A 12736-nucleotide genomic window follows, 5' to 3' on the forward strand; every position below is an offset into this window, starting at 1 on the left:
AGTTCCGCGGCAAGGCGGCCTTCGTGTCAAGATACGAGCTTCGCGAGCCGCATGAATACGGATGCAGGTGACATTATCCGACCGCGCGGATCAATCCCCCGACGTCCCGGCAGTTGATGAGCGCAGCCACATCGCTCGCAGGCACCGGCCTGCTGAGCAGGAAGCCCTGGATATATTCGCACCCTTCTCGCCTCAGAATCTCCCGTTGCTCGGCATACTCGACGCCCTCAGCCAGCGTGCGCATGCCCAGCGCTGATGCAAGCGTGGTGATCGCCCGAATAACCGCGTGGGCATTGTTCCCCTCCACGTTCAGATCGCGCACGAAGCTCTGGTCGATCTTGACCTTGTCGAATGGGAAACTGCGCAGATAGCTGAGTGAGGAATACCCGGTGCCGAAATCATCCAAGGCGATGCGGACCCCGAGATCCCGCAATTTGTGAAGCGTACTCAATGTCTTTTCGACATCGGCAATGAATATGCTCTCGGTAATTTCCAGCTCCAACCGGTTCGGTCTGAGACCCGATTGGGTGAGCGCCTGCAAGATCGTCGTCGTGAGGCCGGGTGTCGAGAACTGTTTAGCCGAAACATTGACGGAGACCGACAGATGCTCCGGCCATTCGCGCGCCGATCGGCATGCTTCGCGCACGACCCATTCGCCTATTTGCAGAATGAGGCCGGTCTCCTCGGCCAACGGTATAAACTCTGCTGGGCTGATCATGCCGCGCTTGGGGTGGTTCCAGCGGATCAAAGCCTCGAACCCTTCCAGCTCTTCCCGCGCGAGACTGTAAAGCGGCTGGAAATAGAGCTCGAAGCCGCCGTCTTTTATGGCCAGGCGAAGATCAAGTTCCATCTCACGGCGGACACGGGCTTGTTCATCGAGCGAAGGCTCGAAGAAATGGAAGTCCGATTTGCCCCCACGCTTGGCCCGGTAGAGCGCAAGGTCAGCATGCTTCAGAAGGTCGACGCCGGTTTCGCCGTCTATAGGTGCAACCGCCACGCCCACGCTGGCCGAACAATCGACCGTATGGCCGCCGATCTCTACCTGTTGGGCGAAGCAGTTCTGGATATGCTGAGCGATGGGGAGCAGACTTTCGTTCTCGTTCTCGACCACCGTAAGAACGGCGAACTCGTCCCCGCCCAGCCGCGCAATCCGCGCATTGCCGAGTTCGGAGTTGAGACGCGCGGCAATCTGCCGAAGCAGGGTATCGCCTGCTGGATGGCCCAGCGTGTCGTTGACCACCTTGAAATCGTCGAGATCGCAATATGCGACAAGGACGCGTTCGCCATCCTTGCGCCGCGCCAAAGCCTGCCCCAGCTGTTCGACGAACAGCTTGCGGTTGGGCAGGTTCGTGAGCCCGTCGTGCAAGCCGATATGAATGATCTCGCGTTCGCGTTCCGCAATTGCCTCGACCATGGAATTGAAACTTGTCGCAAGCCGGCCGACCTCGTCGTCGGTTTCGGCCTGCAATACGGCTTCTTCGCCGCGGCCGAACTGCCGGACGGCATCGTCAAGCGCGGACAACGGTTTGGTAATGCCGCGCGCGATCCGCCACCCAAGTGCCACGACCAGCGCCAGTCCCAATGTACCGACCAGCACGATCAGATATTTCAGCACGGCATATTCCGCCATCGCCGATGCCAGCGAGTGGCGCAGAACGAGGCGAGGATCCAGTCCATCCTGCAGGCTTGGAAGAACGCTGACGCGGAAGAGATTTCGGGCTTCGTCGTGAGCTTCAATCACGGTCCCCGGCGGCTGTGAGGCTGCTATCTCCGGCAAGTCATCGTGGAGCAGGACTTCCGAGTGGAAATCGACCGCCGCCAATTCGCCCAGGCGTGCCATTTCCGCTTTGTCGAGCGGCGATGCCAGGACCAGCCAGCCCATCAGATCCGGCACCTCGATCGGTGACGCAGCGGCAAGCGCAAGCGTGTCGCCGAGCTGGATCACCCCTTTGTTTTCGCCCGAGTCCAAAGCGAACCAGATCGGTTCTGCCGGAGGAAGTGCGCCCGAGCCATCACCAATGATGTCCCCGTCGAGCCCAACGACGAATGCGGAACTGGCATTCGTCCGGTCACGTACATTACGCAAGGCGCTGGCGAGCGTGACCTCATCCTCCGTCGCCAGGGCTTCGCGAAATCCATAATCGCGGGCCAGGACGTCTGTCGCACCGCGCATCTGCCGCGCGCGCAGTTCGATAATTTCATCGAAAACGCGCGCACTGGCGGCGAGATCGCGGCTCGCGCTGTTCTCCCCGAAACGCTCGATACTGACGTTGACCAGCGCCAGCACCACCGCCAGCACTGCCGCGAAAAGGCCTGCATAAAGTATGGCAATCCGCAGCTTCAGCGACGCGAAGCGCGGCAACTTGATGTTCGTGAGCATGGCCATCACCGCAGACGCACCGCCACCTTGTGATTACCCGATGCGGAAATCTGCTTCGACATTTCACCGCCCGGACCGCGCAGTCGCGGATGCCAGACGGTCAGCTTGGCGGATCCCGACGGTACATTGGCCATGGTTACGTAGCCATTGGCATCGGTTTTGCCCGCAAAGGGCGTATCGACCACGCGAATATAGCCGCGCATCTCATCGTGAATATTGCACCCAAGCGCCACGGCGCCGGCAATGGGAAAGGTATGAGTTCGGGTCTGGTCCCGGCCATAGAGGTCGATCTCGAAGCGCGCAGGCTTCGAAAAGCTGTAGATCGAATGGCGCACCTTATCGAGGTTGGGAAAGGCCACGGTGCTGCCACGTGCGACCACCAGTGTACCGGGCGCGAATTGTTCGTTCCGCTGCGCCATCGCCATCCGCCAGGGGAAGGCAATGCGCCCTGCGCGTCCGCCTGCAGCATTCAGTTCGACCACGGCATCGCGCACGGGGACACCGCGTTCATCGACCACCTGGACCCGGACCGGGCCGACAGAGGCCGCCCATGCAAAGGAAGCCGGTATCGCCACAAGGGCTGCGAGAAAGGCAAAACGCGTCCACATCCCCGGTATCGTACGGGGTCAGGAGTTAAGAAAGTGTCCGCATACGGTTAATAACTTTTGCACCACATCCTGCCATCAATTGCGCATGACCCCTGTTTTCAATCACTTTGCCACCTGCTTGATGGTGGCGCCTCTCGCTCTGCTGCCGATGTCGCTCTGCGCTCAGGAAGTGCTTTCGGATACGCAATCTATCGACCAGGCCGGAACCTTCCCGGAATACAATGCCAAACTGCTGCTGACCAACGCGGTCAGCGCTGTCGATGGTGCGAGCGGTGGCGGCATTTCGAACTGGGCGACCATCGCAGGACGGCAGGAAACACGCGGCGTGGGCGTTCAGGCTCATGTGACGGCAGTACTTCTGCCGGACTTCTTCTATCAGTCGCATGGGGTGGCGCTGGGAATCGCCGACAGGATCGAACTGAGCTACGCACGACAGAATTTCGACACGCAGGATGTCGGTGCCGCGCTCGGCATTGGACAGGGCTATATGCTCAATCAGGATGTATTTGGCGCCAAGGTCAGACTGTTCGGCGACGTCGTCTACGGCAATACAATGGTCCCTCAGGTCGCTGTGGGCGCACAATATAAACGCAGTCTCGACGGCGCCGTCGCGAGCGCGGTGGGGGCAGCACATGACGAAGGTGTCGATGTTACGTTGAGCGCGACCAAGCTGTTGCTCAGCCACAGCGTGCTGGTCAATACGACGGCGCGGCTGACAAAGGCCAATCAGAACGGCTTGCTGGGGTTCGGCAGCGTTTCAGACGATAGTTACGCGATCCAGTTCGAGGGCGCTGTCGCTTATCAGTTTTCCCGTCGCTTCGTTCTGGGGACCGAGTTCCGCACCAAGCCAGACAATCTCGGCCTTGGCGAAGGCGACTGGTTTGACGTCTTTGCCGCCTATGCGCCCAGCGACAATCTGACCGTGACCGCAGCATATGCTGATCTTGGCTCGATCGCGACATTCACGGGTCAGCGCGGCGCATTCCTGCAGGCGCAGGTCGCATTCTAGGAGTTATGCCCATGTTGCTCACTGCCACCCTCTCGCTTTTGCTCATGCAGCAAGCTCCTTCAGAAAATGTCGACTGGGATGCCGAATTCGGCGTCGAAGAGGTCGAACGCGATCCTGCAACCGGGGAAATTCCCGTCGAACCTTACGAGCAGAACAATGAAAACGCCGGCGCCAAGCCATTCACCGGCGATGACATGGCTGAAACGTTCGGCGGCCGTGACGGCATCCGCCAGATCGCCGAAAGGTTCGTCGAGATCAATTTCGCCGATCCGCGCATTCAGGGCATATTCGCCGGCCACGACGAAGTCCGATTGCGGCGCACGATTTTCGAACAGTTCTGTTACATCCTGAACGCTGGCTGCGACTATACCGGACGCGATATGAAAAGCTCTCACGAAGGGCTTGGATCGCGCAAGGCTGACCTCAATGCCATAGTTGAGAACCTCCAGCAGGCGATGCGGGAACAGGATGTGCCGTTCGCCGCCCAGAACCGTTTCCTGTCCAAACTGGCACCGATGAGCAGGGACGTCATCAACCGCTAAAGGGCTGGACACAAAAGGTCGCAAGGCCCACCCGTTAGCGATGGTCGGTATTATGCGAGACGAAGAAAACTCATGAGCGATTGGACGATCGGCATCATCGGGGGATCGGGGCTCTATGCCATGGATGCCCTCGAAGATGCGCATTGGATCCCGGTTCAATCGCCTTGGGGCGAGCCGTCCGATGAAATCCTGTGCGGCAAAATCGGGCATGTTCGCGTCCGCTTTCTGCCGCGGCACGGACGCGGGCACCGTCTGGCCCCTTCTACCGTCAATGCACAGGCGAACATTGATGCGCTAAAACGCGCGGGCTGCACCGACATCCTTGCCGTGAGCGCAGTCGGATCGCTTTCGGAAGAACTTTCTCCGGGCCGGTTCGTCACCATCGATCAGTTTATCGACAACACCCGCGGGCGCCCATCGAGCTTCTTCGGAGATGGATTCGTTGCCCATGTGTCGATGGCCGACCCGGTGTGCCCACGGCTGTCGAAACACGCTGCAAAGGCCGTTGCCACCGCTGGCGGTGAATGTGCGCAGGGCGCGACCTATGTCGCTATCGAGGGCCCGCAATTTTCCACTCGTGCCGAAAGCCGCCTGTATCGGCATTGGGGTGCCGAAGTGATCGGAATGACCGCCATGCCCGAAGCCCGGCTCGCTCGCGAAGCGGAACTGCCCTATGCCCTTCTGGCCATGGTTACCGACTACGACAGCTGGAAGGACGATGCCGAGACGGTGGACGTTGCACAGGTGGTCGAGCAGATGCGCGGCAACGCGAAACTGGCAAGGAAAGCGATCGAAGCTTTTTGCAAAGGCCTGCCAAAGAAACGTAGCCCGTCCCCCATCGATCATGCCCTTACCGACGCCGTCATCACCGCGCCCGAAAGACATGACAAGGCTGTACTTGCCAAGCTCGACGCAGTTGCAGGGCGGTTGTTTCGGCAGGGATGACCGATAGCTACGACCTCCTCGTCATCGGCGGCGGGATCAACGGCGCCGGCATCGCGCGGGATGCTGCAGGGCGCGGCCTGAAGGTCCTACTTGTCGAGAAGGACGATCTGGCATCGCATACATCTTCCGCCAGCACCAAGCTGGTGCATGGCGGCTTGCGCTATCTCGAACATTACGAATTCCGACTGGTCGCGGAATCCCTGCGCGAACGCGAAGTGCTGCTTCGCAATGCGCCGCATATCATCTGGCCCTTGCGTTTCGTGATGCCGCACGAGCCCAGCATGCGCCCGAAATGGATGCTGCGCCTTGGTCTTGCCCTTTACGATCGGATCGGCGGCCGAACGAGCCTGCCGAAGAGCAAGAGCGTCGATTTGCGCGTCGCCCCCCACCGCAATACCCTCCAGGGGCGGCTGAAGTCCGGTTTTGAATATTCGGATTGCTGGGTGGAAGATTCCCGCTTGGTCGTGCTGACGGCGAAGGATGCGGAGGAGCGAGGCGCAGAAATCCGGGTTCGTACCGAATGCACCGGCCTGGAACGTAATGCGAGCAACTGGACCGCACATCTGCAAAGCGGGGCGGGGGAACGCAGCGTAACTGCGCAGGCTGTCGTCAATGCGGCTGGCCCCTTTGTCGACCGCGTAGCCGTGACCGCGCTCGGGCAAGGAACGCCAGCGCACTTGCGACTGGTGAAGGGCAGCCACATAATCCTTTCGCGTCGGTTTGCCGGAGATCATGCCTATATCTTCCAGCAACCGGACGGGCGGATCGTCTTCGCCATACCCTACGAACGGGATTTCACACTGATCGGCACCACCGATCTCCTGTACGAAGGCGATCTTGATGACGTGGTCATTTCTCCAAACGAAATCGCGTATCTAATCGAGGCGGCTTCGCGATATTTTTCCAGTGCGATTACCGAAGACGAGATTGTCTCGTCCTACTCTGGCGTACGTCCGCTCTACGAAGATCATGCCGCCAGCAACTCCACCGTAACCCGTGATTACGTCTTCGAACTCGATAACGAAGGCGGCGCACCGATCCTGTCGGTATACGGCGGCAAGATCACAACGTACCGCAAGCTTGCAGAACATGCGCTGGAAAAGCTTGGGAGAGTGCTGGCCCTGCCCGGAAAAGCCTGGACCGCTAACGCCCCGCTACCTGGTGGTGACATGCCGGATGGCGATTTTGCAGCCTTCCTGTGGCGCATTAGCGAGCGCTATGAATGGCTGCCGCCGGAAATGCTCCTTCGCCTTGCACGCGCCTACGGGACGCGGATTGAAGCCGTCATCGGCTCGGCCGGGTCACTTGGGGAGCTTGGAGCGCACATGGGCGGAAATCTCTATGAGGCCGAATTGCGCTACCTTTTCGACGCAGAATACGCGCGTACGGCGCAGGACGTATTGTGGAGACGCAGCAAACTCGGTCTCCATCTGCCTGTTGGCGCCCAGCAGGCGGTCGCAGACTGGTTTGCGGCCCAAGCCTCATAAGCCGCTACGGAACAAGGACGTTTCACAAAGCTTGTAAGGGAAACACGGCAGGTCCAAGGGGCTTGCTTTAATCCTCCTTTCCTTTCGGAGTCGTATGGCCCTGCACGATCCTGTCCGCCTGTCCCCCATCTCCCGCCAGTCCGTTCGCGAAGCTTACCGAGCGGAAGAAAGTACCTGTGTCGCGGAACGCATGGCACAGGCATCCGGCGCAAGCGCCAAACACTCGGAAGCAGCGCAGATAGCCATCCGGCTGATCGAGGACGCGCGCAAGCGCAAAGCCAGTGGGATCGATGCATTCCTGCAGCAATATGGCTTGGCGACGGAAGAAGGCGTAGCGCTGATGTGCCTCGCCGAAGCTCTGCTGCGTGTGCCGGATGCGGCGACGGCCGATGCGTTGATCCGGGACAAGATAGGGCACATCGATTGGGCGGAGCATATGGGCGAAAGTTCGTCCACCTTCGTTAACGCAGCGACGTTCTCTCTGATGCTGACGGGAGAGGTTCTCGAACGCCCCGAAGAAGCGCAGAAGGGAATGGGCAAGACGCTCAAGCGTGCGGTCAATCGGCTTGGCGAACCCGTGATCCGCACGGCCACTTTGCAAGCCATGCGCATTCTCGGCGGGCAGTTTGTCTACGGTCGTACGATCGACGAAGCGCTCAAGCGTGCCAAACCAGAACGTGCAAAGGGTCTGACGCACAGCTTCGACATGCTTGGCGAAGCGGCGATGACCTACGAAGATGCCGAACGCTATCGCGTCAATTATCACAAGGCGATCGACCGGCTGGTCCGCGAAGCGACGGGAGATGTCCGCACTTCGCCTGGTATCTCGGTCAAGCTTTCGGCACTGCACCCGAAGTACACCTTCCTCCATGCCGATCTCGCGATTGCCGATTTGCTGCCGATCGTACGCGATCTCGCCACGGCCGCACGCGATGCGAACATCCATTTCACGATCGACGCAGAAGAAGCCGACCGGCTCGAACTTTCGATGGATCTCATCGAAGCCTTGGCACGTGATGACAGTCTCTTCACCCGGCCGGACGGCAGCCGTTGGGAAGGTTTCGGCCTCGCTATCCAGGCCTATCAGAAACGCGGCGTGCCGATGGTCGACTGGGTTGCCCGCCTTGCTCGAAAGCATGACCGCAAGTTCTTCGTCCGGCTTGTGAAAGGGGCCTATTGGGACACCGAGATCAAGCTTAGCCATGTTGGCGGTTTCAAGGATTTTCCGGTGTTTACCCGCAAACTGGGTACCGATGTCAGCTACCTTGCCTGTGCGGAAAAAATGCTCGCGGCCGACGATGCAATGTATCCGGCGTTTGCAACGCATAACGCCTACACCATCGGCGCGATCAAGGCGCTTGCAGGCGAAAAGCCCCTCGAATTCCAGCGCCTGCATGGCATGGGCGAGGATGTGTACGGCGCATTGGCCCAAATGGAAGGCAACAAGCGCACGAGCGTGCGTATTTATGCGCCGACCGGGACGCACAAGGACCTGCTCGCCTATCTCGTACGGCGATTGCTGGAAAACGGCGCCAACAGCTCGTTCGTCAACCGTATGGCGGATGCAGAAGTGCCGGCAAGCGACTTGGCCACCGATCCCGTAGCCGACATGGCGGCACTCGAACCATACCGTAATCCGACGATCCCCCTGCCCGCCGACATCTTCGCAGACCGTCGCAATTCGGCAGGGATCGACCTGTCCGATCCTCTCGTACTCGAGCCTTTGCAGGAACGGTTGGCCGAACTCGAAAACAAGCACTGGGTTGCAGAGCCCACGTTCAAGTCGGGTTCCGAAGCGGAAATCGCGCCTATCAACAAGCCGCACGATCTGACTGCGGAAGTCGGAACACGGCGCGACACGCTCGACTTCGAAGTAGAAGAGGCAATCACGCGTGCCCAGGCGATCCAGCCCGGGTGGGACCGGCTCGGCGGTGAAAAGCGCGCCGTCCTGCTCGAAGCGGCAGCAGACCTGTTCGAAGAGCACACCGACGATTTCCTCAGCCTGTGTCAGCGTGAAGCTGGCAAGACACTGATGGATGCCGTTCTGGAACTGCGCGAAGCAGTCGACTTCCTGCGGTTTTACGCCAACGAAGCACGGCGTCAGTTCACCCGCCCCATCATTCTTCCCGGACCCACCGGCGAGGAAAACCGGCTGAGCCTGCATGGTCGCGGCGTTTTTTCCTGCATCAGTCCATGGAACTTCCCGCTCGCCATTTTCATCGGCACACCTGCAGCTGCGCTGGCAGCGGGCAATACGGTCGTCGCCAAGCCTGCCGAACAGACCCCCCTGATTGCCGCACTGGCCGTGCGCCTTTGTCACGAGGCCGGCATCCCTGAGGAAGCGTTCCAGCTGCTCCCCGGAGCGGGCGAGGTCGGCGAGATGATAACGTCGGATGCACGCATTGCGGGCGTTGCCTTTACCGGCTCGACCCAGACGGCACAGGCCATCAATCGCAGCCTCGCTTCACGCGATGGCCCCATCGCGACCTTGATTGCCGAAACCGGCGGGCAAAATGCCATGATCGTCGATTCGACGGCCTTGCCTGAACAGGTCACGCGCGATGTCGTCGCATCGGCCTTCCAAAGCGCCGGACAGCGCTGTTCGGCACTGCGTGTTCTGTACATTCAAGACGACGTATACGACGAAATGCTGCGTATGATCCGCGGCGGTTTCGAAGCTCTGACGATCGGCAACCCGGAACATCTGGCGACCGATGTCGGCCCTGTGATCGATCCGGATGCGAAGTCTTCGCTCGAACGTCATATCGCCCGGCGCAAGAAGGGTGGCCGTCCAGTGTGGCGTCGCCGCCTGCATCGCGGTGCCAACGCCGGCTGCTTTGTGGCCCCCACGATCATCGAGATGGATTCGATCCTCGACCTCAAGCGAGAAAATTTCGGTCCGATTCTCCACGTCGTTCGATACCGTGCTGCCGATCTCGAGCGTGTGATCGAAGACATCAATTCTACCGGTTTCGGTCTGACGATGGGTCTTCATAGCCGCAACGACGACACGCGTGCCTTTGTCGAAGCGCGGGTCAAGGTCGGCAATTTCTATGTGAACCGCAACCAGATCGGCGCGGTCGTCGAAAGTCAGCCTTTCGGCGGCGAAGGACTTTCCGGCACGGGTCCGAAGGCCGGTGGCCCGCATTATGTCCAGCGCTTCGCGACGGAACGCGTCGTGTGCGTCGACACGACGGCGGCGGGCGGAAACGCCACCCTCCTTGCCAGCTAAAGGCGGATAAATCGCCCCGGCCGCTTGCCCAATGGCGGCGGCTGGGGAATCGTCCCCGTATGGCGATTCTTTCCGATAAGTGGATCCGCGACAAAGCGCAGAACGAAGGCATGATCGAGCCTTTCGTCGAAGCGCAGCGTCGCGAAGGCGTGATCAGTTACGGCCTCTCGAGCTACGGCTACGATGCGCGCGTTGCTCCCGAATTCAAGATTTTCACCAATGTCGATTCTGCGGTGGTCGATCCCAAGGATTTCGCGAGCAACAGCTTCGTCGATCGCGAAACCGACATCTGCGTGATCCCGCCCAACAGTTTCGCGCTCGCCCGGACGGTCGAATATTTCCGCGTGCCGGAGGATGTTCTCGTCATCTGTCTCGGCAAGAGCACATATGCCCGGTGCGGGATCATCGTGAACGTGACACCGCTGGAACCGGGCTGGGAAGGCCATGTGACCCTGGAGTTCTCGAACACCACGCCCCTGCCAGCAAAAATCTACGCGAACGAAGGGGCGTGCCAATTCCTGTTCCTTAAAGGGAATGAACGCTGCGAAACGAGCTATAAGGATCGTGCTGGCAAATACATGGGCCAGCGCGGGGTGACGCTGCCGCGGCTTTAGGCAAAGCGGCCCTGACGCTGCGTCTTTGACTCTCCCTTCGGGCACGCGCAATCATGCCGGCCGAGGAGAGAAGTGTTATGGCAGATCGTGAATTCGACATCATCGTCTATGGCGCCACGGGCTATACGGGACGCCTAGTGGCAGAGCATTTCTTGCGCGAATACGGCTCGACCGTCGATGGTCCCAAATGGGCGATGGCCGGCCGCAGCTTGAGCAAGCTGGAGGCTGTCCGCGACGAGATCGGGGCACCAAAAACCATCCCGCTGGTCGTTGCCGACGCCGATGACAGAACCAGTCTCGAAGCGATGTGCAAAAGGGCCAAGGTCATCCTGACGACCGTTGGCCCTTATCAATTGTATGGCGACGGACTGGTGGCAGCCTGTGTGGCGACGGGCACGGATTACGCCGATCTCTGCGGCGAACCGGCCTGGATGCGTGAGCAGATCGACCTTCATCATGCAGTGGCCGGTAAATCCGGTTCGAGGATTACCTTCTCGTCCGGCTTCGATTCCATACCCTTCGACCTAGGCGTTCTCATGCTGCAAAAGGAAGGTATCGCCCGCCATGGCTCGCCTGCGCCGCGCGTTCGCGGCCGCGTACGCAGCATGCAAGGCACCTTTTCCGGCGGAACCGCAGCCAGCCTGACGGCGACAATGAAGGCCGCCGCAAGGAACTCGGGCATCATCAAAGTACTTAACAATCCCTTCGGCCTGACCCCGGGCTTCGATGGTCCCGACCAGCCCGGCGGAATGATCCCCCATTACGAAGACGATCTGGGCAAATGGGCCGCTCCCTTCATCATGGCGACGATCAATACCAAGAACATCCACCGCACCAACTTCCTACTCGGCCACCCGTATGGCAAAGATTTTCGTTACGACGAAATGATGCTCACCAGTCCTGGCGAAGCGGGCAAGGCCGCTGCCAATGCTGTGGTAGACATGCTCAAGAACCCGTTCGGCGCCAAGCCACCGAAACCTGGCGAAGGTCCGAGCAAGGACGAACGCGAGAACGGTCATTACGACGTAGTGTTCATCGGCGAATGGCCGGATGGCCAGCGCCTGCACTATGGGGTGAAAGGCCGATACGATCCCGGCTATGGTTCAACCAGCCGAATGCTCGCCGAAACCGGGATCGCACTGCTTACGAGCGACGCCAAAGGGGGTGTGGGCACGCCGGGGGCATTCCTGGGCGAAGCACTGGTCGAACGCCTTCGGGAGCACGCCGCACTAACCTTTGCGGTAGAAGAGTAGGGAACCACATACCCTCAGGTGCTTTCAAACCATATCCAAGGGGAGAAGCATCAATGGCTACCATCGCGGCGCTCATCGGGCGCATACTGCTCGGCGCACTGTTCGTCTTTGCCGGGCTCGGCAAGGTTATGGATCCGGCAGGCACGGCAGCCTACATGGAAGCGGAATCGCCCTTCCCCGGAAGCTTGGCCCTCGCCGTCGGCGTATTCGAGATCGTTGCCGGCCTGGTTCTGGCAAGCGGCTTCATGACCCGTATCGCCAGCGTCGCATTGATTGTTTTCACGGCACTGGCCACTTTGTTCTTCCACGAACGGGTAACCGATCAGGCGCAGGCGGCAATGGCCCTTAAGAACCTGGCCGTGATCGGCGGGTTGCTCATGGTTTTTGCTTATGGTCAGGTTCGTGGCCAAGTCGGCGTATGGCGAGAACGGGACCGCGCTCATGATGCCGAAATCAAAGCAGCGCGAGCAGAAGGAAAGGCCGAGGCTACGACCACCGTAGTCCACGATGATCGTCCCACACGTCCAGCCTGATCCAGATTGAAGTGCGCGAACGTAACGTCGGCGGCTCACCACCGCCGACATAGCACTGCGCCTGACGCGCACGCGCATGAGATACGTCTCGAATATCCGGAGAAACTGGAGCGGGCGAGGCGATTCGAACGCC

Annotated in this window: 10 protein-coding genes; 8 read left to right on the forward strand and 2 right to left on the reverse strand. The window is 60.0% G+C overall.

Features of this window, described 5'->3' with window-relative positions; translation table 11 throughout:
* Positions 1-73: 73 nt before the first annotated feature.
* Together KYK83_RS15040 and KYK83_RS15045 are read right to left on the reverse strand one after the other, a co-directional pair.
* Positions 74-2386 carry a putative bifunctional diguanylate cyclase/phosphodiesterase gene (locus KYK83_RS15040; RefSeq protein WP_222828871.1) on the reverse strand — a complete coding sequence of 771 codons (2313 nt, stop codon included), beginning with the start codon at positions 2384-2386 and terminating at the stop codon, positions 74-76.
* A complete protein-coding gene (locus tag KYK83_RS15045) occupies positions 2386-2988 on the reverse strand; it encodes a cupredoxin domain-containing protein (RefSeq protein WP_222828872.1) in 603 nt (200 codons plus the stop codon). The genes KYK83_RS15040 and KYK83_RS15045 overlap by 1 nt, the downstream gene beginning before the upstream one ends.
* 85 nt (positions 2989-3073) lie before the next feature.
* Here KYK83_RS15045 and KYK83_RS15050 point away from each other — a divergent pair, with 85 nt between their 5' ends.
* The 8 genes from KYK83_RS15050 (at position 3074) to KYK83_RS15085 (ending at position 12603) form a co-directional block, all read left to right on the forward strand.
* Positions 3074-3997, forward strand: coding sequence for a DUF3034 family protein (locus KYK83_RS15050; protein ID WP_248284508.1), 924 nt, complete (start codon positions 3074-3076; stop codon positions 3995-3997).
* Between the two features lie 11 nt (positions 3998-4008).
* Complete coding sequence (locus tag KYK83_RS15055; protein ID WP_222828873.1) at positions 4009-4539, forward strand: group I truncated hemoglobin; 531 nt, start codon at positions 4009-4011, stop codon at positions 4537-4539.
* Between the two features lie 72 nt (positions 4540-4611).
* Entirely contained in the window at positions 4612-5484 is an 873-nt protein-coding gene (mtnP, locus tag KYK83_RS15060; RefSeq protein ID WP_222828874.1) for an S-methyl-5'-thioadenosine phosphorylase, read from the forward strand.
* Complete coding sequence (glpD, locus tag KYK83_RS15065; RefSeq protein WP_222828875.1) at positions 5481-6971, forward strand: glycerol-3-phosphate dehydrogenase; 1491 nt, start codon at positions 5481-5483, stop codon at positions 6969-6971. Before mtnP ends, glpD begins: the two co-directional genes overlap by 4 nt.
* Positions 6972-7065: 94 nt before the next feature.
* Positions 7066-10203, forward strand: coding sequence for a bifunctional proline dehydrogenase/L-glutamate gamma-semialdehyde dehydrogenase PutA (putA, locus tag KYK83_RS15070; RefSeq protein WP_222828876.1), 3138 nt, complete (start codon positions 7066-7068; stop codon positions 10201-10203).
* 59 nt (positions 10204-10262) lie between these two features.
* Positions 10263-10817: a dCTP deaminase gene (gene dcd / locus KYK83_RS15075; protein WP_103022209.1), complete on the forward strand. Its 555-nt coding sequence runs from the start codon at positions 10263-10265 to the stop codon at positions 10815-10817.
* A gap of 77 nt (positions 10818-10894) precedes the next feature.
* Positions 10895-12070, forward strand: a complete 1176-nt coding sequence (locus tag KYK83_RS15080; RefSeq protein WP_222828877.1) for a saccharopine dehydrogenase family protein — start codon at positions 10895-10897, stop codon at positions 12068-12070.
* A gap of 53 nt (positions 12071-12123) precedes the next feature.
* Positions 12124-12603 (forward strand): DoxX family protein, encoded by a 480-nt coding sequence (locus KYK83_RS15085; protein ID WP_103022207.1) that lies wholly within the window; start codon positions 12124-12126, stop codon positions 12601-12603.
* Positions 12604-12736: the final 133 nt, after the last annotated feature.

It is taken from the genome of Qipengyuania pacifica (assembly GCF_019857205.1).
Taxonomy (GTDB): Bacteria; Pseudomonadota; Alphaproteobacteria; order Sphingomonadales; family Sphingomonadaceae; genus Qipengyuania; species Qipengyuania pacifica.